The organism is Micromonospora sp. CA-248212 (genome assembly GCF_050948405.1).
In the GTDB taxonomy this organism is placed as follows: domain Bacteria; phylum Actinomycetota; class Actinomycetes; order Mycobacteriales; family Micromonosporaceae; genus Micromonospora.
Genome location: NZ_CP192023.1, coordinates 6412251 through 6435416, shown reverse-complemented (window position 1 = coordinate 6435416; position 23166 = coordinate 6412251). Strand labels below are relative to the sequence as shown.

At 72.9% G+C, this 23166-nt stretch carries 24 protein-coding genes; 16 read left to right on the top strand and 8 right to left on the bottom strand.

Annotated features, from left to right (window positions below; all coding sequences use genetic code 11):
• Positions 1-179 precede the first annotated feature (179 nt).
• Together ACQP03_RS30240 and ACQP03_RS30235 are read right to left on the bottom strand one after the other, a co-directional pair.
• Positions 180-428 carry a hypothetical protein gene (locus tag ACQP03_RS30240; protein ID WP_396832838.1) on the bottom strand — a complete coding sequence of 83 codons (249 nt, stop codon included), beginning with the start codon at positions 426-428 and terminating at the stop codon, positions 180-182.
• Between the two features lie 26 nt (positions 429-454).
• Positions 455-715, bottom strand: a complete 261-nt coding sequence (locus ACQP03_RS30235) for a hypothetical protein (protein WP_357393835.1) — start codon at positions 713-715, stop codon at positions 455-457.
• Between the two features lie 273 nt (positions 716-988).
• On the opposite strand from ACQP03_RS30235, the gene ACQP03_RS30230 reads away from it, so the two are divergent.
• The 9 genes from ACQP03_RS30230 to glmM all read left to right on the top strand — a co-directional run bounded on the left by ACQP03_RS30230 (position 989) and on the right by glmM (position 7529).
• Positions 989-1756 (top strand): helix-turn-helix domain-containing protein, encoded by a 768-nt coding sequence (locus tag ACQP03_RS30230; protein WP_357126420.1) that lies wholly within the window; start codon positions 989-991, stop codon positions 1754-1756.
• Positions 1747-1944: a DUF397 domain-containing protein gene (locus tag ACQP03_RS30225; protein ID WP_357126417.1), complete on the top strand. Its 198-nt coding sequence runs from the start codon at positions 1747-1749 to the stop codon at positions 1942-1944. Before ACQP03_RS30230 ends, ACQP03_RS30225 begins: the two co-directional genes overlap by 10 nt.
• 137 nt (positions 1945-2081) lie before the next feature.
• Positions 2082-2777 (top strand): class I SAM-dependent methyltransferase, encoded by a 696-nt coding sequence (locus ACQP03_RS30220; protein ID WP_357126414.1) that lies wholly within the window; start codon positions 2082-2084, stop codon positions 2775-2777.
• An 83-nt stretch (positions 2778-2860) separates the two neighbouring features.
• Positions 2861-3124: a DUF6364 family protein gene (locus ACQP03_RS30215; protein WP_357126411.1), complete on the top strand. Its 264-nt coding sequence runs from the start codon at positions 2861-2863 to the stop codon at positions 3122-3124.
• On the top strand, positions 3108-3401 hold the full coding sequence (locus ACQP03_RS30210; RefSeq protein ID WP_396832848.1) for a hypothetical protein: 294 nt from the start codon (positions 3108-3110) through the stop codon (positions 3399-3401). The genes ACQP03_RS30215 and ACQP03_RS30210 overlap by 17 nt, the downstream gene beginning before the upstream one ends.
• Positions 3402-3532: 131 nt before the next feature.
• On the top strand, positions 3533-4918 hold the full coding sequence (locus ACQP03_RS30205; protein WP_357174394.1) for a nitrate/nitrite transporter: 1386 nt from the start codon (positions 3533-3535) through the stop codon (positions 4916-4918).
• Between the two features lie 209 nt (positions 4919-5127).
• Positions 5128-5571, top strand: coding sequence for a 50S ribosomal protein L13 (rplM, locus tag ACQP03_RS30200; protein WP_007465158.1), 444 nt, complete (start codon positions 5128-5130; stop codon positions 5569-5571).
• Positions 5572-5591: 20 nt separating this feature from the next.
• Positions 5592-6056, top strand: coding sequence for a 30S ribosomal protein S9 (gene rpsI, locus ACQP03_RS30195; protein WP_355050719.1), 465 nt, complete (start codon positions 5592-5594; stop codon positions 6054-6056).
• Positions 6057-6173: 117 nt separating this feature from the next.
• Positions 6174-7529: a phosphoglucosamine mutase gene (gene glmM / locus ACQP03_RS30190; RefSeq protein WP_357126402.1), complete on the top strand. Its 1356-nt coding sequence runs from the start codon at positions 6174-6176 to the stop codon at positions 7527-7529.
• Between the two features lie 18 nt (positions 7530-7547).
• Here the strand turns inward: glmM and ACQP03_RS30185 are convergent, their stop codons facing one another.
• The gene (locus ACQP03_RS30185) at positions 7548-8294 is read right to left on the bottom strand and encodes an ABC transporter ATP-binding protein (RefSeq protein WP_357393832.1); all 747 of its coding nucleotides are present in this window, start codon (positions 8292-8294) and stop codon (positions 7548-7550) included.
• A gap of 3 nt (positions 8295-8297) precedes the next feature.
• Positions 8298-11123 (bottom strand): ABC transporter permease, encoded by a 2826-nt coding sequence (locus ACQP03_RS30180; RefSeq protein WP_357393830.1) that lies wholly within the window; start codon positions 11121-11123, stop codon positions 8298-8300.
• A 73-nt stretch (positions 11124-11196) separates the two neighbouring features.
• Between ACQP03_RS30180 and ACQP03_RS30175 the strand changes: the two genes are divergently transcribed.
• Positions 11197-11823, top strand: coding sequence for a PadR family transcriptional regulator (locus tag ACQP03_RS30175; RefSeq protein WP_357393828.1), 627 nt, complete (start codon positions 11197-11199; stop codon positions 11821-11823).
• On the opposite strand, the gene ACQP03_RS30170 is transcribed toward ACQP03_RS30175, so the two are convergent.
• Complete coding sequence (locus ACQP03_RS30170) at positions 11795-12946, bottom strand: pyridoxal phosphate-dependent aminotransferase (protein WP_357393855.1); 1152 nt, start codon at positions 12944-12946, stop codon at positions 11795-11797. The two genes, ACQP03_RS30175 and ACQP03_RS30170, sit on opposite strands and share 29 nt — an antisense overlap.
• A gap of 79 nt (positions 12947-13025) precedes the next feature.
• Positions 13026-14006 carry an MmpS family transport accessory protein gene (locus ACQP03_RS30165; protein ID WP_357393826.1) on the bottom strand — a complete coding sequence of 327 codons (981 nt, stop codon included), beginning with the start codon at positions 14004-14006 and terminating at the stop codon, positions 13026-13028.
• A 239-nt stretch (positions 14007-14245) separates the two neighbouring features.
• Between ACQP03_RS30165 and glmS the strand changes: the two genes are divergently transcribed.
• A complete protein-coding gene (glmS, locus tag ACQP03_RS30160; RefSeq protein WP_355050715.1) occupies positions 14246-16159 on the top strand; it encodes a glutamine--fructose-6-phosphate transaminase (isomerizing) in 1914 nt (637 codons plus the stop codon).
• 100 nt (positions 16160-16259) lie between these two features.
• Here the strand turns inward: glmS and ACQP03_RS30155 are convergent, their stop codons facing one another.
• Positions 16260-17984 (bottom strand): alpha/beta hydrolase, encoded by a 1725-nt coding sequence (locus ACQP03_RS30155; RefSeq protein ID WP_433459284.1) that lies wholly within the window; start codon positions 17982-17984, stop codon positions 16260-16262.
• On the bottom strand, positions 17981-18277 hold the full coding sequence (locus ACQP03_RS30150) for a hypothetical protein (RefSeq protein WP_357174408.1): 297 nt from the start codon (positions 18275-18277) through the stop codon (positions 17981-17983). Before ACQP03_RS30150 ends, ACQP03_RS30155 begins: the two co-directional genes overlap by 4 nt.
• Before the next feature lie 174 nt (positions 18278-18451).
• Between ACQP03_RS30150 and ACQP03_RS30145 the strand changes: the two genes are divergently transcribed.
• From ACQP03_RS30145 to tsaE, 5 genes are all read left to right on the top strand, one after another.
• On the top strand, positions 18452-18820 hold the full coding sequence (locus ACQP03_RS30145) for a holo-ACP synthase (RefSeq protein WP_357126380.1): 369 nt from the start codon (positions 18452-18454) through the stop codon (positions 18818-18820).
• Positions 18821-18875: 55 nt separating this feature from the next.
• Positions 18876-20345, top strand: coding sequence for an NAD(P)H-hydrate dehydratase (locus ACQP03_RS30140; protein ID WP_357174411.1), 1470 nt, complete (start codon positions 18876-18878; stop codon positions 20343-20345).
• An 80-nt stretch (positions 20346-20425) separates the two neighbouring features.
• On the top strand, positions 20426-21544 hold the full coding sequence (alr, locus tag ACQP03_RS30135) for an alanine racemase (protein WP_357126375.1): 1119 nt from the start codon (positions 20426-20428) through the stop codon (positions 21542-21544).
• On the top strand, positions 21544-22647 hold the full coding sequence (locus ACQP03_RS30130; protein ID WP_357126372.1) for an alpha/beta fold hydrolase: 1104 nt from the start codon (positions 21544-21546) through the stop codon (positions 22645-22647). The genes alr and ACQP03_RS30130 overlap by 1 nt, the downstream gene beginning before the upstream one ends.
• Positions 22644-23126: a tRNA (adenosine(37)-N6)-threonylcarbamoyltransferase complex ATPase subunit type 1 TsaE gene (gene tsaE, locus ACQP03_RS30125; protein ID WP_357126369.1), complete on the top strand. Its 483-nt coding sequence runs from the start codon at positions 22644-22646 to the stop codon at positions 23124-23126. Before ACQP03_RS30130 ends, tsaE begins: the two co-directional genes overlap by 4 nt.
• Positions 23127-23166 lie beyond the last annotated feature (40 nt).

The window sequence follows — 23166 nt, the reverse complement described above, 5'->3', positions numbered from 1 at the left end:
CGCCACCTCCCGGGGCGTACGCCCCGATCGAGTTGCCGGCCGTGCACCGTCTGTCATGTCGGCAAAGCGTGCCGCCGGGCAGTTTCCAGTCCGGGTCCCTTCTGTTTCGGTCCTGTCAAGTGGGCCTCACACCGCACGGGAGCAACGGGCGTGACGGGTAGGTGGCGGCGGACCGACAGTCACCCCTCCAGGTCGGCGCGGTTCGGTCGGCGGGACAGCGAAAGCCAGCCCAGAAACCGGGCGTGAAGTGCCCGCAGGTCAGGATCAAGACCCAGGGCGTACCGGTCGGCAACCGCGTCCTGCATGTTTGCTGCCAGGTAGAACGCCAGGGCGATCGAATGGCCGTGGAACTCGGTCGCGAGGTGAAGCTGTGCCGGCGGGCACGGCCAGGGAGCGGCACAGTTGCCGCAGAGCCACGCCGGGCGCATCGGATGGTGCGGGCGAGGACGACGGGTCATCGAACACGCGCCGGACCGCGCCTGACGGGAGTGCGGGTGGTCGAGCGACGGGCCGCCGGGGCGGACGTGCCCGCCCAGATCAGGCCCACCGGCATCACGAACAGGGATCGGCGCGCGACCGCGTCGCCATTCGGGGCCAGCTCGTAAGCGTCAATCCACAGCCACCCGTCGTACGTCGGCCAGTCGAGCACGCGAATCACGCGGACGAAGATCGGGTGCAGGAACTGCACACTCGCGGCACGCGTCAGGTGCAGCACGTCACCCGTGTGTGGCTTCCGAGGTGTGGGCTTCGGTGTGGGTCTCCGATCCGGCGGCTTGTCCGGCACGGTGCTCTCCCCCTGGTCGTCACTGTGGGAAGGGGCCGCCCCGCGATGCCCACGGGCCAGGGGCGGCCCCGATACGAACGCGTCCGCCGGGTTCTGCTCCCTACCGGCCGCGCCGCCTGATCTCACCTTGCGGGCAGTAACAGGACAAGAACAGCCCGTAGCGATATGGTCGCGAGACATTCCGCGCATCCGAGGGGGGAAGTCGTGAACGATGCGCTACGCGCCGCGCTAGCAGAGACGGGTCATTCGATTGAGTCCCTGGCAGGGCTGGTCGGGGTCGATCGGAAGACGGTCGCGCGCTGGCTGAACCACGACCACATTCCCCACCCCCGACACCGGGAGGCGGCGGCGAGTGCGCTCCGACGGCCCATAGGGGACATCTGGCCGGACACTTCAAGACGCCGCGAGCCAATTTGGTTCCGACCATGGCAGGAGATTGAGCGCGAGGCGATCTCGCTGCGGTCGTTTCAGTCGACCGTCCTCCCCGGCCTCCTCCAGACCGAGGCATATGCCCGCGCCGTGCTCGCCGGAGCCGACGTCATCGCCCGCAGCGACGTCGAGCGACACCTGGCCTCACGGCTCGCCCGGCAAAGCATCCTGACCCGTGAAGACCCGCCACACTTCACCGCCGTTGTCGACGAAGCCGTGTTGCGGCGGCCGGTCGGTGGACGCGCCGTCATGCGTGAGCAGGTACGGGCCCTCGTCGCCGCGTGCGGGGCCCCGCACGTCCGCGTGCACATCGTCCCCTCCACCGTCGGCGCGTACGCTGGCCTGAATGGACCCTTCGTGATCGCCGTGGGGCCTGAGCATCGGATTGCCGGTTACCTCGACAATCAGCTTCAGGGGCAGGTCGTCACCGGTGCTGAGGACATAGCGGCGATGCTGGCCGCGTGGGAGAACGTGCGCGGTGAGGCGTTGTCCCACTGGCAATCCGTCGAGCTACTTACGGAGATGGCGAAGACATGGAACTGACCGGCGCGCAGTGGCGTAAGAGCACCCGCAGCAGCGGCAATGGCGGCGACTGCGTCGAGGTTGCGGACAACCTGCCTGGCATCGTCGGTGTGCGGGACTCGAAGGACCCGGCAGGGCCGGTGTTGGCCTTCGGGTCAGCGGCTTGGCAGGCGTTCGTCGGTATGGCGAAGGCACACGACCCGGCCTGAACAGCTAGACGTAGCGGCCCCCGGCTCCTGAAACCCACGAAGGGTGCCGGGGGCTTTCGCGTGTCCGGGGTCGGCGGCGTTGGCCCATCGGCGCTTATAATGTGGGAAATCTGTCTCACTAAATGGGAGTGCGCGCGATGAGTGTGGTGGACGTTTTCGACGCGGTGGCCGGCACCTACGACGAGGCGCGGCGGCGGCTGGTGCCCTGCTTCGACGCCTTCTACGGCACGGCCGTCGAGGTGGCCACACCACCGCTGCGTGCCGCGCTGGCGGCGGGGCGTACCCCCGAGGTGCTGGACCTGGGCGCGGGCACCGGGCTGCTCTCGCTCCTGCTGGCCGCGGCGGTGCCCGGGGTCCGGCTGACCCTTGTGGACGCCGCGCCGGCGATGCTGGCCCGCGCCACCGACGAGCTGTCGGCGCGTTCGGTGCCGCACCGGACCGTCCAGGCGGACCTGTCCGACGAGCTGCCCCCCGGCCGCTACGACGCGGTGGTCAGCGCGCTCGCGATCCACCACCTGGACGACGACGGCAAGCGGGCGCTCTACCGGCGGGCCGCCGCCGCCCTGACGCCCGGTGGGGTGTTCGTCAACGCCGAGCAGGTCGCGGGGCCGACTCCCGCGCTCGACCAGCGCTACGACGAGGTGTGGATGGCGCGGATCGCCGAGTTGGGGTCGTCGCCGGAGGAGATCGCCGCCTCTCGGGGCCGCATGCGCTACGACCTTCCGGCGACCGTCGCCGACCAGTGCCGATGGCTCGACGAGGCCGGCCTGGTCGACGTCGACTGCTACTTCAAGGAGTGGCGTTTCGCGGTGTTCGGCGGACGTGCCCGCTGACGATATGCACGTTTCGACACCCGGGAGCGAGCCGGCCACCGCGTGGATGACTGACAGTCATACCGATGGGTAGTCTCACCGGCATGACTGCCAAGGTGACGCTGTCGTTCACGGACGAGACGATCGAGGAGGCCCGACGCTTCGCCAAGCGCGAAGGGCTGTCCCTCTCGGCGTGGATGGACCAGGCCGCCCGGGAGAAGGCGCTGCGCGAGGTCTTCACCGCGCACGCCGCCGCCGTGGGACGCGCCGGCCTCGACCTGGAGTCCGCCGCCCTCGCCGACGCCCGCGAGGTGGGCATGGTCAACGACCTCTTCTCCGGTGAACCGCCGCGTGCTGCGCAGGGGTGAGGTCTGGCGCATCGAGGGCGCCCGGGAACGCCTCGGTCTGGTGATCAGCTCGGATGTCTACAACTCCACCGACGTGCCCATCGTGATCGTCGTCGAGGTGGTCGAGGAGTCGCTGCTGCGCGACTCGCCCCTGGCCGTGCCGATGGGCGCGTACGTGGTGATGCCCGACCGGATCTCCTCGCCCATGAAGAAGTGGTTCACCGAGTGCGTGGACGTCGCCGACACCGACACGATGCTCCGGGTCGGCCGCGCGCTGCGCATCCTCCAACAGCTCTGAATCGACGGACCTCACCAACGCCCCCGGCCCGTGGTGCGGCAGGCGTTTCCGGGCCGACCCACGACAGGCACTGCCAGGTAACTCCACCTTCCTAGCGTTTTTCCTCGTCAGATCGACGAGGAGGAGCCGCCGTGAGCACGCTCACCAGCACCGCAGTCACCGCCGACCCACCTGCCGTCACCGGGCGTCGACGCCCGCTGGACGACTGGCGGCCCGAGGACCCGGACTTCTGGCGTACGACGGGCGCGCCGATCGCCCGCCGCAACCTCTGGGTGTCGATCTTCGCCGAGCACGTCGGCTTCTCCGTGTGGAGTCTCTGGTCGGTGACCGTGCTCTTCCTCGGCCCCGCGTACGGCATCGACCCGGCCGGAAAGTTCCTGCTCACCGCCGTGCCGGCCGCGCTGGGCGCGGTGCTGCGGCTGCCGTACACCCTGGCGGTGGCCCGCTTCGGCGGGCGGCGCTGGACGATGATCAGCGCGCTTCTGCTGCTGCTCCCGACGGTGCCGATGACGATCCTGCTGGAGCCGGGGGTGTCCTACTCCACCCTCATGGTGCTCGCCTGCCTCACCGGCGTCGGCGGCGGCAACTTCGCCTCCTCGATGGCGAACATCAACCTGTTCTACCCGCAGCACCTCAAGGGACGCGCCCTCGGGCTCAACGCCGGTGGCGGCAACCTGGGCGTACCGGCCGTGCAGCTCGTCGGGCTGGCGGTGCTGGCCACCGCCGGCGCCGCGTACCCCCGGTTGGTGCCTGCGGTGTATCTGCCGCTGATCGTGCTGGCCGCGCTGGCGGCGGCCCGCTGGCTGGACACCGTGCCCGGGGCGCGCAACGAACCGGGAGCGCTGCGCGAGGCGGCCCGGGACCCGCACACCTGGGTGATGTCGTTGCTCTACATCGGCACCTTCGGGTCGTTCATCGGGTTCGGTTTCGCCTTCGGCCAGGTGCTCCAGCTCCAGTTCGCCGACCGGTTCCCCACCCCCGTCGACGCCGCCTGGCTGACCTTCCTCGGGCCGCTGATCGGTTCGCTGGTCCGGCCGCTGGGCGGGCACTTCGCCGACCGGCTCGGCGGGGCACGGGTGACCTTCTGGAACTTCGTGGCGATGGCGCTCGGCGCCGGCATGGTCCTGTACGCGGCCCGCGAGCGCTCGTTCGGGCTCTACCTGGCCGGGTTCCTGGCCCTCTTCGTCTTCTCCGGGATCGGTAACGGCTCCACGTACAAGATGATCCCGGCGATCTTCCGGGCCCGGGCGGCGGACGCGGTGGCCGACGGCACGCGCGACCCGGAGGCCGCCGCCCGGTGGGCGCGACGGATGACCGGCGCGTTGATCGGGATCGCCGGCGCGATCGGGGCCTCCGGCGGGGTGCTGGTCAACATCGCCTTCCGCCAGTCGTTCCTCAGCTCCGGCAACGCGGACGCCGCCTACCTGGCGTTCATCGGCTGGTACGCGCTGTGCTTCGCGGTCACCTGGGTCGCCTACCGTCGTCCGGGGTCGCCCCAGCGGCTCGCCGGCGTGTGAACCGGGTCACGGCCGCCGCGCCCGAGCGCGGCGGCCCACCCCCGTTTTGACCTGCCGATGGGGCGCCGGGTATCGTTGCCTGCTGTTGTACGACATCCAGAGGCGTGCCCTATCAGGTACGCTTGGTCGTTCGTGCGCGCTGGTCCGGCCTGCTAGCTCTGGTCACCTCGGCGCGCGACCCCAGACCGACGACGAGACAAGGTAGACCTGTGCGTACGTACAGCCCGAAGCCGGGTGAGATCGAGCGTCAGTGGCACGTCATCGACGCCTCTGATGTCGTGCTGGGCCGCCTGGCCACCCACGCCGCCACGTTGCTGCGTGGTAAGCACAAGCCGACTTTCGCGCCGCACGTCGACACGGGCGACTTCGTCGTCATCGTGAACGCGGGCAAGGTCGCGCTGACCGGCAACAAGCGCCAGACCAAGGTCGCTTACCGCCACTCGGGTTACCCGGGTGGTCTGAAGCAGGTTGGCTACGACGAGCTGCTGACCAAGCGCCCCGAGCGGGCCATCGAGCTGGCTGTGAAGGGGATGCTCCCGCACAACAAGCTCGGCCGTCAGCTGATCAAGAAGCTGAAGGTCTACGCCGGTGCCGAGCACCCGCACCTCGCGCAGCAGCCGGTGCCGTTCGAGATCAAGCAGATCGCGCAGTGAGCGCGGGCGAAGGAAGCAGCATGACCGACATCACCGAGACCGAGGTTGCCCCCGAGGCCACCGAGGCGCCGGCGCCCGTCGCCCGCGCGCCGCGTGGTGACCGCCCGATCCAGACCGTGGGTCGGCGCAAGGAGGCCATCGTCCGGGTCCGTATCGTTCCGGGCACCGGCAAGATCACCTGCAACGGCCGCGACCTTGAGGCCTACTTCCCGAGCAAGGTGCACCAGCAGCTCATCAAGGACCCGCTGGTCACCGCCGAGAAGCCCGAGGCGTTCGACGTCATCGCCAACCTGCGTGGCGGCGGCACCACCGGCCAGGCCGGTGCGCTGCGGCTGGCCATCGCCCGCGCGCTGATCGTCAACGAGCCGGACGACCGCCCGGCCCTCAAGAAGGCCGGCTTCCTCACCCGGGACGCCCGGGTCAAGGAGAGCAAGAAGTACGGCCTCAAGAAGGCCCGTAAGGCTCCCCAGTACTCGAAGCGCTGATCTTCTCCAGCGCGTTGTACTTCTGACGGACGGCCGGTCCGCCTCCCCCGACCGGGGAGGTGGACCGGCCGTTCCGCTTTCTCCTCATCGGCAGTTGCTCATCGGAGGTTGGCGGGTATGGGTCGGTTGTTCGGCACGGACGGCGTACGCGGGCGCGCGAACGCGGATCTCACGCCCGAGTTGGCGCTGGCGCTGGCCGTGGCCGCCGCGCACACACTCGCCGAGACGGACCGCAGTCACCCGCCGCTCGCCGTTGTCGGCCGGGACACCCGGGCCAGCGGCGAGATGCTGGAGGCCGCCGTCGTGGCCGGGCTGACCAGCGCCGGCGCGAACGTCGTACGCGTCGGTGTGCTGCCCACCCCGGCCGTGGCCTTCCTCACCGCCGAAGCCAAGGCCGACCTCGGCGTGGTGCTCTCCGCGTCACACAACCCCATGCCGGACAACGGCATCAAGCTCTTCGCCGCCGGTGGTCACAAGCTGCCCGACGAGATCGAGATGAAGATCGAGGCCGCGGTGGAGGCGAACGCCACCACCGCCTGGGACCGCCCGATCGGTGCCGGCGTCGGCCGGGTGCACGACCTGCTCGACGGCGCGGACCACTACGTGCAGCACCTGGTCGGCGCACTGCCGCACCGGCTGGACGGGATCAAGGTCGTCGTCGACTGCGCCAACGGCGCGGCGAGTGAGGTGGCTCCGGTCGCCTACCGGGAGGCCGGCGCCGAGGTCGTCGCGATCCACGCCGAGCCCGACGGCCTGAACATCAACGACGACTGCGGCTCCAACCACATCGAGGCCCTGCGTGAGGCCGTGGTGCAGCACGGCGCCCACCTGGGCATCGCCCACGACGGCGACGCCGACCGGATCGTGGCGGTCAGCGCCGACGGCGACGAGGTCGACGGCGACCAGGTCATGGCGATCCTGGCGCTGGCCATGCGGGAGGCCGGGACCCTCACCCAGGACACCCTGGTGGCGACCGTGATGAGCAACCTCGGTCTGCGGCTGGCGATGTCCGCGCAGGGCATCCGGCTGATCGAAACCAAGGTCGGCGACCGGTACGTCCTGGAGGAGCTGCGCGCGTCCGGCCTCGCGCTCGGCGGCGAGCAGAGCGGTCACATCGTCATGCCGGCCCACGCCACAACCGGCGACGGGGTCCTCACCGGTCTGCACCTGATGGCCCGGATGGCCGCCACCGGCCGGTCGCTCGCCGAGCTGGCCTCGGTGGTCACCAAGCTGCCGCAGGTGCTGATCAACGTGCCGGTCGGCGACCGGACCGTCGGGGCCAACGCACCGGCCGTCCGCGCCGAGGTCGAGCGGGCCGAGGCGGAACTGGGGGAGACCGGTCGGGTGCTGCTGCGCCCGTCGGGCACCGAGCCCCTGGTCCGGGTGATGGTCGAGGCCGCCACCGAGGCGATCGCCCGCGACGTCGCCGAGCGGATCGCCGCCCTGGTGCGTACGGCCAGCCCGGCCGCCTGAGACCATCCCGGGGCGATCTCACAACCGCAGTTGGCTCGCCCGCCCGTAGGTGTCGGCGGGGTCCTCGCCGTCGGTGAGATCGAGATCCTCGGTGACACGGCCGTCGGTCAGTCGGACCAGTCGGTCACAGCGCGCGGCGATGGCCTGATCATGGGTCGCCAGCAGGATGGTCATGCCGTGCCGGTCACGGAGGTCGAGCAGTAGGTCGAGGATCTGGCCGCCGGTGGTGGAGTCGAGGTTGCCGGTGGGCTCGTCCGCCAGCAGCAGGCCCGGTGCGCCCATGAGCGCCCGAGCGATGGCGACCCGTTGCTGCTGTCCGCCGGAGAGCTGGGCGGGCAGGGCGCGTTCCCGCCCGGCCAGGCCGACCGCGTCGAGCAGTTCCCGGGCACGTGCCGCGTGATCGGTCCGACCACGGCGGGGCAGGACCGGCGCGATCACGTTGTCCAGCACGGTGAGCGCGGGCAGCAGGTGGTAGCGCTGAAAGACGAACCCGACCCGCTGCCGGTAGCGGGCCAGCGCGGCACGCCGCAGCTCGCTCACCACCACACCGTCGGTGGTGATGCTGCCCTCGTCTGGCTGCTCGATCGCGCCGATGAGGTGCAGCAGCGTCGACTTCCCCGACCCGCTCGGCCCGGTCAGCGCCACCACCGAGCCCGCCGCGATGCTCAGCGACACGTCGTCGACCGCCGTGAGTCGGTCCGCGCCGACGCCGAACCGTCGGACCAGGTGGTCGACCGAGATCACGCTGCCGCTCTGCTCGCTCATTAGCTACTCCTCTGCCAGAAGTCGGGCGGGCCGTAGGCGCGGCAACAGAGCGGCGGGCACCAGCGCGGCGAGAGCGCTCACCAGCGCGCCCGCCAGCGCGACCAGCGCGGCCACCAGGATCAGCGCGCCGGGCAGGGCGCCGATCAGCCACGCCGCGCTGGCCAGGCCGACCGCCGCGCCGGTCGTCGACCCGACGAGCCCCAGCGTCAGCCCCTCGTAACCGACCAGCCGGCCCAGTTCGGCGTCGGTCCAGCCGATTGCCCGCAGGGTGGCCAGCTCGGCCGCCCGGTCGCGGATGTTCAGGTAGAGCACGTCCGCGACCGCCGCCGCGCCGAGCAGCACGGTGGCCACCGCGGCCACGGTGTCCGCGCCGCGCACGCTCAGGGAGACCACGTCGCCGAGCAGACTGCCGACGATCGCGCCCCGGAACGCCCAGGCAGCGGCGGTGACCAACGTCAGCGCGGCCACCCCGATGGCCAGCGCGCCGGCGCCGAGGAAGGTGCGTCCGGGGGTGCGGGCCAGATTCGCCAGCGCCATCCCGAGCAGGGTGCGGGGCCGGCGTACCCAACCGGCGGGAGCGACCATCGGGCGCAGGGCGGCGGCGGGGTGGGCGCGCGCGGCCCGCAGCGCCGGCACCAGGCCCGCGGCCAGCGCGAGCAGCAGGGCGATGGGTACGGCCAGAGCCGACCGTCGCCAGTCGACATCGATGCCGAGGGCTGTTCCGAGCGGCACCGCGAGGGTCAGCGACAGCAGGCCGGCGATGAGCCCGAGGAGGGCCACCTCGCCCAGGATCAGCGCCGCGATGCGGCGGACCGGCCAGCCGAGGCAGGAGAGCACCGCCAGTTCGGAGCGTCGGTCCCGGACTGCGGCGCTGACCGCGTTGCCGAGGAACAGGACGCAGACCACCAGCACCAGGAGGAAGAGCACCAGGCTCTTGCGGTCCACCGCCTGGGTGATGATCGAGGCGACGCCGAGCGCCGACCAGTTCTCGGTCAGCCGTAGCGTCGGCCGACCGAACGTGCCGGCGGGCAGCTCCACCGTCTGCGGCGCGGCCGACGAGCCGAGGGTGATGTCGACGTCCAGTCCGGTGCGCGCCGCGATCTGCTCGGCGACCAACCGGACCCGCTCGGCCGAACGTTCGGTGTACCCGCCCACGTCGGCCACCCGTACCCGGATCGCGCTGATCGGGGCCTTGGCCTGTGGGCTGCCGGTGCCCGCGAGGAGGGTCGGCAGGCTGCCGAGGTTGGTGATCAGCAGCGGTGGGGCGGAGAGGTATCCGGCCGGGTTGCCGCTGGGCGCGAGTGGCTGACCGCCCAGCGCCGCGCGGCTGCGCTCGTCGGCGCCCTGCGCGACGGGCGCCTGATAGGTCTGCAGCGGCAGGTGGCCGAGGTCGGCGAAGCCGGTCAGCCGACTCGGGTCGAAGACACCCGTGGCCCGCCAGTACCGGAAGGTGGTGTTCCCGGCGGCGGCCAGCAGCAGCGGCCGTACCGACCGCGAACCGCTGTCGTCGGCGAGCCAGGGGCGGGGCATCGGGTTGTACGCCGTCTCCCGGCCGTACGCCGTGGGTGCGCCGGGTGGCTGCGGACGGGCCCGCAGGCTGCCGTCGGCAAGACGGTCGTACTGCACGTCGGCCGACTGCACGATGGCCTGCAACTGGCCCACGCAACACCCGGTCGGGGACAGCTCCTCGGTGAGCATCGTCTGGTGGCCGGCGGTGAGGTCGGTTCGGGCGGACCCGGCTGGCGCCCCGACCGGGCGGCTCAGGGTCTTCTCCAGGTCGATCGCCGGCACGCCCACCGGACTGGCCGAGAGCCGGGTGAAGGTGGCCGACAGTGCCTCGTCGATGAAGGGCCGGTTGGTGACGAGGACCGGCACCTGCAGGTTCTCCGTGCTGCCGGCCCGTTCGACGGCGACGGTGTCGTCCGGGCGGACGGCCCGGCCGGTGACCACGGCGTCGTCGAGGCCGACCAGACGTTCCTCGGCGACCGGGTCGACAGCGGCCAGGAGGAACGGCACGGTCAGGTCGTACGCCATCACCAGCCGGTCGGCGGGCGCCGAGGTGCCGTCCCGATCGCTCGCCAACGCGTAGGGCTGGCCCCGGAACCGGCCGTCGGGCAACAGTTGCACGGCGTGCAGCGACCACGCCTCCCGCTCGGAGTAGGTGCCGGGGTTGCCGAGCAGGGCGTACTGGGGATCGCAGATGGGCAGGCTGCGGCCGTCCGGCTGCACCTCCCGGGGGGCCGGTCCGCAGGCCTCCGGCCAGGGGTAGGAGTTCCCGTCGGAGTAGGGGACCGATTCGCTGCCGAGTCCCCCGTCGAGCCGGGGGAAGATCAACGGTTTCTTGGTCACGTAGACGTACCGGGGCTTGCCCCGCGCGCTGGAGAGACCGCGTTCGGCGTGGAAGGTGGGGTCGACCCGGATGACCTGATGATCGAGTGAGCGGTCGACGGCCCCGGTGAGGTCGATCGGCGTCGGCAGCAGCGTGGTGGAATAGCCCAGCATCGCGATCGGGGCCGCCACCTCGATGCCGGGGACGGCCGCCACCTGCTCGTACTGCTGGGTGGTGATGCCGCCGAAGAGCCCGGAGAGATAGTTGGGGCGGACCAGCCCGCGCTCGGCTTCCAGCGGGGTGCGGGTGCCCTTCGGGCGCACCAGGATCTCGTAGGCGACCTGGGTGTTGCGCTCGACCGTGCCGTTGACATCCAGGCGGGAGGTGGTGGTGGCACCGGTCAGGACCACAAAACCGGTGGTGGCCACCAGCACTCCGACCAGCAGTGCCACCGACCGCCCCGCACGGCCGCGTAGCTGTCGCCAGATGAAGCCGAGCATCGCGCCTCCCCGTGTGCCGTCTCCCACTCTGCGCGATACATTGTGACAATGCAAGACCGGTACCGGAGGTGACATGGCGATCCAGCACGCCGTCCTCGCCCTGCTCGCTGGTGGCCCCAGCCACGGCTACCAGCTCAAGGGAGCGTTCGAGGCCGCCGTCGGCCCGCAGTGGGGGCCGCTGAACATCGGCCACCTCTACCAGATCCTCGACCGGCTCTCCCGGGACGAACTGGTCGTCGCCGAACGGCAGCCCCAGCCGATCAAGCCGGACCGGGTCGTCTACGAGATCACCCCGGCCGGGCGCGCGGAGCTGGCGCGGTGGCTGGGCGAGCCGAGCCCGCGCAGCGGCGGATTCCGGGACGACTTCTTCCTCAAGGTCACCGCCGCCGCCCGGTCCGGGTCCGCGGTCACCGTTCGTGCCGTGCTGAGCAACCAGCGCGGGCACCTGCTGCGCGAGTTGCGCAATCTGGACGGCCTCCGGCGGACCGCCGAGGATCCGGTGGTCGGGTTGCTGCTCACCGCGGCGAGCCGGCACGTGACCGCCGACCTGTCCTTCGTGGACGACGCCGAGGCGGCGCTGCTCGGCGATGAGGGCCAGTTGCTCACCCGACTGGCGTCGCCCACCCCGGATCAGTCGGCGACCGATCCGGACGCGACCGGCTCCGGGCCGGTCAGCGGGTCAGCGCGCGCAGCCGGGTGACCGCCTCGGCCAGCACCTCCGGGCGCTTGCAGAACGCGAACCGGACCAGCCGCCGGCCGGCCTCAACGTCGTCGTAGAAGACCTGGGTGGGCACCGCCACCACGCCGCAGCGCTCCGGCAGCGACCGGCAGAACTCCATCCCGTCGGTGCCGCCGAGCGCGGTGACGTCGGCGGTCACGAAGTACGTGCCCTCCGGCGTCAGCACGTCGAACCCGGCGTCCGTGAGGCCGCCGATGAGCTGGTCGCGCCGCTGCTGGAGCCCGTCGCGGAAGCCCGTGTAGTAGTCGTCGGTCAGGGCCAGCGCCACGGCGACCGCCGGTTGCAGCGGCGCGGCGTTGACGTAGGTGAGGAACTGCTTCACCCGCAGCACCGCCGAGACCAGCGCCGCCGGGCCGCTCACCCAGCCGATCTTCCAGCCCGTGCAGGAGAACGTCTTGCCGGCCGACGAGATGCGCAGCGTCCGCTCCCGCATCCCGGGCAGCGACGCCAGCGGCACGTGCGCGCTGGACGCGTCCGTGAACACCAGGTGCTCGTACACCTCGTCGGTGACCGCGTACGCGCCGAACTCCTGGCACAACTCGGCCACCAGCGCCAGCTCGGCCGGCGTGAACACCTTGCCGGTCGGGTTGTGCGGCGAGTTCAGCAGCACCAGTCGGGTACGCGGCCCGAACGCCGCCCGCAGCGCCGCCGGATCGAAGGCGTACCGGCCGTCCGCGCCGGGACGCAGCGTGACCGGCCGCCGGACCGCGCCGGCCAGCGCGATCGAAGCGGCGTACGAGTCGTAGTACGGCTCGAAGCAGACCACCTCGTCGCCCGGTTCGCAGAGAGCGAGGATGCTGGCCGCCACCGCCTCGGTCGCGCCCGCCGTGATCACGATCTCGCCGTCCGGGTCGTACGCCAGGTCGTAGAACCGACGCTGGTGCGCCGCGACGGCCGCGCGCAGGGCGGGGATCCCCGGACCGGGCGGGTACTGGTTCTGCCCGCCGCGCAGCGCCTCGACGGCGGCGGCCAGCATCTCCGGCGGGCCGTCCGTGTCCGGGAAGCCCTGGCCGAGGTTGACCGCCCCGGTCCGGACGGCGAGGGCGGACATCTCGGCGAAGATCGTCGTACCGAACGGCCGCATCCGGGCCACCAGCGGGTCGACATCGGTGCTCGTCGTCACCTGCGCCAGCCTACGGTCACCCGCTGACCCGACTCCAGCCTCACTCGGGCTCACAACTGGTGGCCCAGGTCCCCTGGGTCTTGTTCGTCACGGGCTTTCCGGCGCCGGTGACCGTGACGGTGCAGCCGATCGGCCTCTCACCGTCATCGGTCCACCTGGCCTCGACCATGACCCGACTCTGGCCGTTGGTGCGGATGGTCATGCGCCAGGGCAGTTTCGCGCCGTCGATGTGGATGAGATCGCTCTCGGCGTCGAAGTACGCGATGTCCGCCCGGCCCACTCCGGTGACCTCGTAGACCACCGTCACGGGGGCCGGACCCGACGTCGGGCGCGTGATCGGCTTCTTGGTGGGCCCCGTCGTGGGGGTGTCGGGCACGGTGGGCGGCTCGGGCGCGATGCTCGGCGGCCAGGTGTCGTCGCCGAAGGGGTCGCTGTCGTACGGGTCCTCGGCGACCGTGTCCGGGACAAGCCGGCTGAGCAGTGACCCGGACACGCAGAAGCATCCGCACCCGAGGAGGGCGAGCGCCACGACGACCGCGACGACGATCCCGACGACCCGGCCGGCCCCGCCGCCCGGCCGGGCGGGCGGCGGATAGCCGGGATAGAGGTACGGCGGTGGGTAGCCGGGCGGTGGATAGCCGGGCGGTGGATAGCCGGGCGGTGGATAGCCGGGCGGTGGGTAGCCGGGCGGCGGGTAGCCGGGTGCCGGGTAACCCGGCGGGTAGCCGGCCGACGGCTGTTCCGGGGGCGGCGGCCAGGCGCCGGTTCCGGCGGCGTCGGGCGTACCCGGAACGCCGGTGGGATCGGGCGTCCACGGCGCGGACGGGGGCGGCGGGGTCCAGGCCGGTGGGGGCGCCCAGGGCTGGCCCGGTGTCAACGGATCCGGCGTCGGGAAGGCGTCCGGCGCGGACCAACCGGACGGCGGGTTCGTCGTCGGCGGCGCAGCCGTCGGGTCCGGCGGCGGCGGGGCGGGGTCCGGAGGTGGCGTCGGGGACGACTCGGGGGGCGGCGCGTCGGACATGGCTGCTCCGGGCGGGAGTGGGTAAGGGGTCGAGGAGTCAGCGGAGCGTGCGCCGAACCCGCCGGAAGACTGTCGTACGCGCCGGTCGTCCCGCAACCCCGTCCGGTCCCGCGCACGCCGGCCCGGCTCGTGAAGCTCGTCCCATTGCGGCCCACCAACCACCGATCGCTCAAATTCGGTGCTTGTTTAGCCGTCTTTCGAGCACCCATGATGAGCGAAACTGGGTTAGGCTGCGGGCCATGTGTGGAATCGTGGGATACGCCGGCGCGCGCCCGGCGCTGAGCATCGTGCTCGACGGGCTGCGACGGCTGGAATATCGGGGCTACGACTCGGCCGGCGTCGCCATCGTCTGCGACGACCAGCTCCTGACCGAGAAGAAGGCCGGCAAGCTCGCCAACCTCGAAAAGGTGCTCTCCGAGCGTGCCGCCGACGACCCGACCTCCTGCGCGGCCAGTCCGATCGGCATCGGTGACGGCACCACCGGCATCGGGCACACCCGGTGGGCCACCCACGGCGGGCCGACCGACCGCAACGCCCACCCGCACGTCGCGCCCGACGGCCGCGTCGCGGTGATCCACAACGGCATCATCGAGAACTTCGCCAGGCTCCGCGCCGAGTTGGAGGCCGACGGCGTCCAGTTCACCAGCGACACCGACACCGAGTGCGCCGCGCACCTGCTCTCCGCCGCCCTGGCCGACCTGCGCGCCGCCGGCCAGCCGGACGGCCCGCAGCTGCTCGCCGCCGGCATGCGTGTCGTGTGCCAGCGACTGGAGGGCGCGTTCACCCTGCTCGCGGTCGACGCCTCCGTGCCCGGTGCCGTCGTCGGCGCCCGGCGCAACTCGCCGCTGGTCGTCGGGCGCGGCGACGGCGAGAACTACCTGGCCAGCGATGTGGCCGCGTTCATCGAGCACACCCGCGAGGCGGTGGAGCTGGGTCAGGACCAGATCGTCCTGATCACCGGCGACAGCATCGAGATCACCGATTTCGACGGTCAGCCCGCCAGCGGCAAGGACTTCCACATCGACTGGGACTCGTCCGCCGCCGAGAAGGGCGGTTACGACTGGTTCATGCTCAAGGAGATCGAGGAGCAGCCGCAGGCGATCGCCGACACCCTGCTCGGCCGACTCACCGAGAGCGGCGAGATCGCCCTGGACGAGGTCCGCCTCAGCGACCAGGATCTGCGCGACGTCGACAAGATCTTCATCGTGGCCTGCGGCACCGCGTACCACGCCGGCCTGGTCGCCAAGTACGCCATCGAGCACTGGACCCGGATCCCGTGCGAGGTGGAGCTGGCCAGCGAGTTCCGCTACCGCGACCCGGTGCTCGACCGGTCCACGCTCATCGTGGTGATCTCGCAGTCCGGCGAGACGATGGACACCCTGATGGCCCTGCGGCACGCCAAGGAGCAGAAGGCCCGGGTGCTCGCCATCTGCAACACCAACGGCTCCACCATCCCCCGCGAGTCCGACGCCGTGCTCTACACCCACGGTGGGCCGGAGATCGCCGTCGCCTCCACCAAGGCGTTCCTCACCCAGGTCGTCGCCTGTTACCTGATCGGCCTGCACCTGGCCCAGGTACGCGGCATCAAGTTCGCCGACGAGGTCGGCGCGGTCGTGGCCCAGCTCCAGGAGATGCCGGGCAAGCTGCGCGAGCTGCTGGACCGCATCGAGCCGGTCCGCGAGCTGGCCCGCGAGCTGAAGTCCGAGCCGACGGTGCTGTTCATCGGCCGGCACGTCGGCTACCCGGTGGCCCTCGAAGGCGCGCTCAAGCTCAAGGAGCTGGCGTACATGCACGCCGAGGGCTTCGCTGCCGGCGAGCTGAAGCACGGCCCCATTGCCCTGATCGACAAGGGCACCCCGGTGATCTGCGTGGTGCCCTCCCCGGTGGGGCGCGGGATGCTGCACGACAAGGTCGTCTCCAACATCCAGGAGGTCCGGGCGCGTGGCGCGCGGACCATCGTGATCGCGGAGGAGGGCGACGAGGCCGTCGTCCGGTACGCCGACCACCTGATCTACGTGCCGCGTACGCCCACCCTGCTCGCCCCGCTCGTCACCACCGTGCCGCTGCAGGTGTTCGCCGCCGAGATCGCCGCGGCTCGGGGGCACGACGTGGACCAACCCCGCAACCTGGCCAAGTCGGTCACCGTCGAGTAGTCGCCAGCCACGCCCCGGAGCCCCGGCCGCGCCGCACCCGCGGTGGCCGGGGCTCCGTCGTCGGCGTCGCGTCCGGTGGCTCGTCGGCGGCCCAGTCCCGTCACCGGCCCAGTACGACGCGGGCCATCCCGTCCAGCGCCGGGTTGTCCGGCTCCCAGTAGCCGGCGTGCCCACCCCGGCCGCTGCGGAACACCCGGCCGCCGAACCCGGCATCGGCCGGGTCGTGACCGAACCACAGCTCGTGACCGGTGCGATCCGGCCAACCCAGCACCGCGGCGAGCGGAGCCGCGCCCAACAGCGCCGGGCGACCCAGCTCGTCCACCGGCCGGGCCAGGCGGATCACGTCGTCGGGTGCCCTGCTGGCCCACACCTGCCCGGCCGGGACGCCCAGTTCGTCGGCGTGCGCCACGCCCACCCCGGGCGAACCGACGAACATCAGCGCGTCGGCCGCCAGCCCGTGCTCCCGGGCGGCCACCCCCACCACCAGCGACCCGTAGCTGTGCCCGAGCACCGTCTGCCGGGCCGGCGACCCCTCGTGGGTGGCGCGCAGCCCCTCCTGGAAACGGTGCAGCGCCGGCCCGGCGTCCCGGGCCTGGCCGGCGGACGCCGCCTCGGTCAGGAAGTCCGGAGCGTCGTAGTCCAGCCACAGCACGGCCGCGCTGCGCTGACCCGGCGCGAGCGCCGCGCAGCGCTCCAGCACCCGGGCGGCCCGACCCAGCTCGCCGGGGGCGTCGTCCAGCCCGGCGGTCATCCCCGGCACGTACGTCAGCACCCGATCGGCGTGGTCCGGGTCGTCGAGCGCCACCACCACCCGCCCCTCACCGGTCGGGTCCAGCCCCAGCAGGTACGCCCGCGGCGTCCCGCCGGCCAGCCGCTCGGTGAGCGCGTCCAGGCCGGCCAACCGTGCGGCCAGCGCGCGCAGTCGCACCGACACCAGCGGTCCCGGCGGCACCCGGACCGACAATCGCCGCCGCTCGGCCAGCAACTCGTCGCGCCGCGCGCCGAGCAGCAGGCGGTTGGCCTGGTCGCGGGCCGCCACCGGTACCCCGTCCAGGGCGCCGACCAGCGCCGGTTCGTGCCCGACCAGCCAGCGCCGCTGGGCCGGCGTCAACCCGGACCACCAGGCGCGTACAACCGACGGCGACGCCCCGGTGGCCGGCCGGCCGGGCGGTGCCGGGGACGCCCAGCCGGTGCCGGCCGCACGGGCCAGCTCCGCCAACCGGTCGGCGGCGGCCCGATCCGCCGCGTCGGCCCGCTCGACCGCCGCGCGTACGGCCGCCGCCACTCCCGCCACCGCGACTCCGACCGCCGACCCCGCCGCCGTGCCGGCTGCCGACCCCGCCGCCGTGCCGGCTGCCGACCCCGCCGCCGTGCCGGCTGCCGACCCCGCCGCCGTGCCGGCCCTCGTACCCGCCGGTGGCCCGGCTGCCGCCGTGCCGGCTCCGACGGGATGCGCGGGGTCCACCGGAGCCGCCCGCACACCACCGGCTCGGTCCACGGTCAGGCCGGCCGCCTCGGCCCGGGTGACCGCCTCGGCGAGCTGGGCCCTCGCCACGGCGAGCTGCCGGGCCAACTCGGCCAGCGTCTGGTCGGCCTCGATCAGCGCCGGCGCCACCGACGTCAGCTCGTCGGCAAGACCGGCGAGCCGGGCGTCGGCTGCCGTGGCCGCCGCACCGGACCAGCCACCGCGCAGCCGCCCGGCCGTCCCGGCCAGCTCGTCGGCGTGCCGGTGGACCGGGCCGGTCAGCCCGGCCCAGGCCGATCCGGCCGCCCGCCAGCCGGCCGGATCGGCGGCCCAGAGCTGCCGGTAGCCGACCCCGCTCACCGGGGCACGGTGACGAACCGGCCGGCGGCCCGGTCGTCCACCGTCTCGTACGCCTCGGCCGCCCCACGGATGCCATCGGCGGTCACCGCCACGGCTGTGCCCAGCCGGCAGAACCAGGCGTGTCCGGCCGCCTCCAGCCCCGCCAGCGCCGTGGCCGTCCGCCAGCCCGGGGCCGGCACCAGCAGCCCGGGCACCCGCGCCAGACCCCACGCCAACCGGTACGCCTCGTCGTCGAGCGCGCCGGCCTCCGCGCGCAGCTCCTGCGGCCGGACGGCGAACGGCTCCTCGGTCATGACCCCACCCCCGTGTCGGATCGGCATCGACGCGGTGAACGCTAGGCAGAGCCGGGCCGCGCCGAGGTGCCCTGTGGACGGCGGACTGCGGTCGTACCCCGGTCTGTCCACAGGCGTTGCCCACCGCGGGCCCGACGGCTAATCTGCCGCCCCCGCCGCCGGTAGGGTGGTCTGGTGATCGTCGCTGTCGGCCTCGACGTCGTCCTGGTGGACCGGTTCACCCGGTCCCTGGCGCGGACGCCGCTGCTCGCCGACCGGCTCTTCACCGGGCCGGAGCGGGTCACCCGTTCCGGCGGTCCCCGCTCGCCGGAGTCGTTGGCCGCCCGCTTCGCCGCGAAGGAGGCCGTCGCCAAGGCCCTCGGCGCTCCCGCCGGCCTGCGGTGGCACGACTGCGAGATCGTGCCCGACACCGATGGCCGGCCGTGGCTGAGCGTCTCGGGAACCGTCGCGGCGGTGGCCGCCGAGCGTGGTATCAACCACTGGCACCTGTCGCTCTCGCACGACGGTGGCATCGCCTCGGCGATGGTGGTCGCGGAACGGTGACGTCGGCCGGGTGGGCCGTGCCGGCCAGCCCGCGGAACGGATGGGACACGGTGACATGAGACCGGTGTGGCGGGTGGGCGACGTACGGGCCGCCGAGGCGGGGCTGATGGGCACGCTGCCGGAGGGGACGCTGATGCAGCGCGCCGCCGCCGGGCTGGCCCGCCGGGCCGCCCTGCTGCTCGCCGAGCGCGGCGGCGTGTACGGCGGCCGGGTGCTGCTGCTCGTGGGCTCGGGCGACAACGGCGGTGACGCGCTCTACGCCGGAGAGCGGCTGGCCCGCCGGGGCGTCGAGGTCTTCGCCCTGCTGCTCACCCCCGGCCGGGCGCACGTGGCCGGGTTGGCCGCGCTGCGGGCCGCCGGTGGCCGGCTGGTCGACCGCCCCGCCGGCCCCGTCGACCTGGTCCTCGACGGCATCGTCGGGATCGGCGGCACGGGTGGGTTGCGGGCGAACGCGGACGAGGTCGTCCAGGGGCTGGGCGACCTGCGCGGGCGCGACGGCCAGCGGGCCACCGTTTTGGCCGTGGACGTGCCGAGCGGGGTCGCGGTGGACACCGGGCACGTGCCGCTGTCCGCGTCCGGCCGGCCCACCGCCGTCCGCGCCGACGTGACCGTCGCCTTCGGCGCGCTCAAGCCCGCCCTGGTGGTCGGGCCGGCCGCCGCGTTGGCGGGGCAGGTCGAGCTGGTCGACATCGGGTTGGAGCCCTGGCTGCGGGGCACCCCCGCGCTGAACGTCACCGACTGGTCCGACCTTCAGCGGTGGTGGCCCGAGCTGGGCGCCGCGTCGGAGAAGTACACCCGGGGTGTGGTGGGGGTGGCGACCGGCTCGGCGACGTACCCGGGCGCGGCGGTGCTCTCCGTCGGCGGTGCGCTCGCCGGGCCGACCGGCCTGGTCCGGTACGCCGGTGGGGCCCGCGACGAGGTGCTGCGCCAGCACCCCTCGGTGATCGCCACGCCCCGGGTGGCCGATGCCGGCCGCGTGCAGGCGTGGGTGTGCGGCTCGGGGTTGGGCACCGGAGACGAGGCGGCGGCCGAGCTGCGGGCCGTCCTGGCGACACCGGTGCCGGTGGTGCTCGACGCGGACGCGTTGACCCTGCTGGTCGACGGTTCACTCGCCGACCGGCTGCGCGGCCGGGACGCGCCGATCGTCGTCACCCCGCACGACCGGGAGTTCACCCGGCTGTGCGGGGAGGAGCCGGGCGCCGACCGCGTCGGGTCCGCGCTGCGACTGGCCGCCTGGATGAACGCGGTGGTGCTGCTCAAGGGGGACCGCACGGTGATCGGCACGCCGGACGGCCGGGCGTACGTCAACCCCACCGGCACCCCGGCGCTGGCCACCGGCGGCACCGGCGACGTGCTGGCCGGGCTGCTCGGCTCGCTGCTGGCGGCCGGGGTGCCGGCGGATCGGGCGGCGGCCGGGGCCGCGTACCTGCACGGGCTGGCCGGTCGGGAGGCGGCCCGCGGCGGCCCGGTGACCGCGCCCGACGTGGTGACCGCGCTGCGCCCGGTCGTCGCCCGGCTGGGCTGATCGTCCCGAACCGACCCGACCGGTGCGGCGGGCCGAGCGTCGCCGCCCACGGTGATCAGGCTGGAAAGTAGGCTGGGCGCATGTGGCAGGCCGAGGTACGTGTCGATCTTGACGCGATCCGCGAGAACGTGAGCCGGCTCCGCTCCGGCACCACCGCCGAGCTGATGGCGGTGGTGAAGGCCGACGGGTACGGCCACGGCATGCTCCCGGCCGCCCGCGCGGCGCTCGACGCGGGGGCCGACTGGCTCGGCGTCTGCACCCTCGACGAGGCGCTCACGCTGCGCCGGAACGGAATCACCGCGCCCGTGCTGGCGTGGCTGCTCGCGCCCGGGCTGCCGCTGCACGAGGGTGTCAGCGCCGGGGTCGATCTCGGTGCCGCCAGCGTGCCGCAGCTCGACGAGATGATCGAGGCGAGCCGGCGTGCCGAGCGCCCCGCCCGCCTGCACCTGAAGATCGACACCGGGTTGTCGCGGGGCGGCGCCACCGTCGCCGACTGGCCGGCCCTGCTCGACGCCGCCGCGAAGGCCCAGGCCGACGGCCTGGTCGAGGTGGTCGGTGTGTGGAGCCACTTCGTGTACGCCGACCTGCCCGGCCACCCGACCACCGACCGGCAGCTCGCCGTCTTCCACGAGGGACTGGCCATGGTCGAGCGGGCCGGGCTGCGCCCCCGGTGGCGGCACCTGGCCAACTCGGCGGCCACCCTGACCCGCCCCGACACGCACTTCGACCTGGTCCGTCCCGGGCTGGCTATCTACGGCCTGTCCCCGGTGGCCGGCGAGACGTACGGGCTGCGTCCGGCGATGACCGCTCGGGCCCGGGTGATGCTCACCAAGCGGGTGCCCGCCGGGACCGGCGTCTCCTACGGCCACACCTACACCACCGAGTCGGACGCGAACCTGGCCGTGGTGCCGCTCGGGTACGCCGACGGTGTGCCCCGGCACGCCTCCAACACCGGCCCCGTACAGCTCGCCGGCGCGCGGCGGACGATCTCCGGACGCGTCTGCATGGACCAGTTCGTGCTCGACTGCGGCGACGACCCGGTGGCCGACGGTGACGTGGCGACCCTCTTCGGCAGCGGCGCCGACGGCGAGCCGACGGCCGACGACTGGGCCGAGGCGGTCGGCACGATCAACTACGAGATCGTCACCCGGTTCGGCAGCACCCGGGTGCCGCGCGTCTACGACGGTGAGCGCCCCTGATGGCGTACCGCATCCCGCGCCCGCGGACCGCGGCCGGCCGCGTCGCCGGCCTGGTCGGGGCTGCGGTCGGGGTGGCGGCGGCCGGTCTGGCCGCTGGCGTCGCGACCGAACGCACCCTGGTCCGCCGGCTGAAGACCGACCCGACCGACCGCTACGCCCAGGAGACGTTCGGCGAACAGAGGTACGACGAGGCGTTCCGGCTGGAGCTGCCGGACGGCACCGACATCCACGTCGAGGTGGTCGAGCCGACCCGTCCGGTGCCGGGGCACCCGACGGTGGTGCTGGTGCACGGGTTCTGCCTGGACATGGGCACCTTCCACTTCCAGCGCGAGATGTTGGCCGCGCGTGGCGACTATCGGATCGTGGCGTACGACCAGCCCGGTCACGGCCAGTCCGGTCGCTTGGAGACCGGCGAGTACGACCTGGCCGTGCTCGGCCGGACACTGCGCCGGGTGATCGACCGGGTCGCCCCGGAGGGGCCACTGGTGCTGGTCGGCCACTCGATGGGCGGCATGACCATCATGGCGTTCGCCGAACTGTTCCCGGAGCTGTTCGGTGACCGGGTGGTGGGCACGGTGCTGATGGCCACGTCGGGCGGTCTCGTCGCGGAGACCAAGTTGGTCGCCCCGGCGCTGCTGGGCCGGGTCGGTGGTCCGGTGCTCTACATGGTCAGCAACGCCACGCGGTACGGCGGCCCGGTGATCGACCGGGCCCGCAAGTCGACCTCGAACGTGGCCTGGTTGCTGACCCGCAAGTACGGCTTCGGCACCCGCAAGCCCAGCCCTCGGCTGGTGTCCTACGTGGAGACCATGAACTCCCGGACCTCGGCCGACACGGTGACCCGCTACCTGCGGACCCTCGCCACACACTCGCGCTTCCCGGCGCTGGCAGCGCTGGCGAACGCGCCGGTGCTGGTGGTCGTCGGCGACAAGGACATGATCACGCCGGTGACCCACTCCGAGGAGATCGTTCGGCGGCTGCCGCACGCCGAGTTCATCAAGATCAAAGACAGTGGTCACGTGGTGATGCTGGAGCACGCCGACGAGGTCAACGCCGCGCTGGAGCGGTTCCTCGAATCACTGGAGAGCATGGAGGACCGGTGAGTTTCGTCGTCAAACTGCCGACCGTCGAGGACACTCGGGAGTTCGGCCGCCGGTTGGCCGGGCTGCTGCGGGCCGGTGACCTGGTGCTGTTGACCGGCCCGCTGGGCGCCGGCAAGACCGCGCTCACCCAGGGCATCGGTGCCGGGCTCAACGTCCTCGGGGACGTGACCTCGCCGACGTTCGTGATCGCCCGGGTCCACCGGCCCGATCCGGCCCGGGGCGGCCGGGTGGCCCTCGTGCACGCCGACGCGTACCGGCTGGGCGCCGCCAGCGACCCGCGCGCCGAGATCGACGACCTGGACCTGGATGCCTCGGTGGACGCGTCGGTGACCGTCGTGGAGTGGGGCGAGGGCCTGGTGGAGCAGTTGGTCGACGCGCACCTGCGGGTCCGTATCGACCGCCGCGACGACGACACCCGAGTCGTCGAGCTGGATCCGGTCGGTGGTGACTGGGCTCGGCGGTTGGCCGAGCTGGGTTAGGGCGCGGCGCTGTCGGACGTGATGCTTAGAGTGCGGGGGA

Coding starts and splice junctions, on each gene's coding strand:
- ACQP03_RS30140 (WP_357174411.1), top strand. CDS start 18,876: ATGAGACCGGTGTGGCGGGTGGGCGACGTACGGGCCGCCGAGGCGGGG.
- glmM (WP_357126402.1), top strand. CDS start 6,174: ATGGGTCGGTTGTTCGGCACGGACGGCGTACGCGGGCGCGCGAACGCG.
- ACQP03_RS30225 (WP_357126417.1), top strand. CDS start 1,747: ATGGAACTGACCGGCGCGCAGTGGCGTAAGAGCACCCGCAGCAGCGGC.
- ACQP03_RS30130 (WP_357126372.1), top strand. CDS start 21,544: ATGGCGTACCGCATCCCGCGCCCGCGGACCGCGGCCGGCCGCGTCGCC.
- alr (WP_357126375.1), top strand. CDS start 20,426: ATGTGGCAGGCCGAGGTACGTGTCGATCTTGACGCGATCCGCGAGAAC.
- ACQP03_RS30240 (WP_396832838.1), bottom strand. CDS start 428: ATGCGCCCGGCGTGGCTCTGCGGCAACTGTGCCGCTCCCTGGCCGTGC.
- ACQP03_RS30150 (WP_357174408.1), bottom strand. CDS start 18,277: ATGACCGAGGAGCCGTTCGCCGTCCGGCCGCAGGAGCTGCGCGCGGAG.
- ACQP03_RS30175 (WP_357393828.1), top strand. CDS start 11,197: ATGGCGATCCAGCACGCCGTCCTCGCCCTGCTCGCTGGTGGCCCCAGC.
- ACQP03_RS30165 (WP_357393826.1), bottom strand. CDS start 14,006: ATGTCCGACGCGCCGCCCCCCGAGTCGTCCCCGACGCCACCTCCGGAC.
- ACQP03_RS30170 (WP_357393855.1), bottom strand. CDS start 12,946: ATGCGGCCGTTCGGTACGACGATCTTCGCCGAGATGTCCGCCCTCGCC.
- ACQP03_RS30220 (WP_357126414.1), top strand. CDS start 2,082: ATGAGTGTGGTGGACGTTTTCGACGCGGTGGCCGGCACCTACGACGAG.
- ACQP03_RS30185 (WP_357393832.1), bottom strand. CDS start 8,294: ATGAGCGAGCAGAGCGGCAGCGTGATCTCGGTCGACCACCTGGTCCGA.
- rpsI (WP_355050719.1), top strand. CDS start 5,592: ATGACCGACATCACCGAGACCGAGGTTGCCCCCGAGGCCACCGAGGCG.
- glmS (WP_355050715.1), top strand. CDS start 14,246: ATGTGTGGAATCGTGGGATACGCCGGCGCGCGCCCGGCGCTGAGCATC.
- ACQP03_RS30215 (WP_357126411.1), top strand. CDS start 2,861: ATGACTGCCAAGGTGACGCTGTCGTTCACGGACGAGACGATCGAGGAG.
- ACQP03_RS30180 (WP_357393830.1), bottom strand. CDS start 11,123: ATGCTCGGCTTCATCTGGCGACAGCTACGCGGCCGTGCGGGGCGGTCG.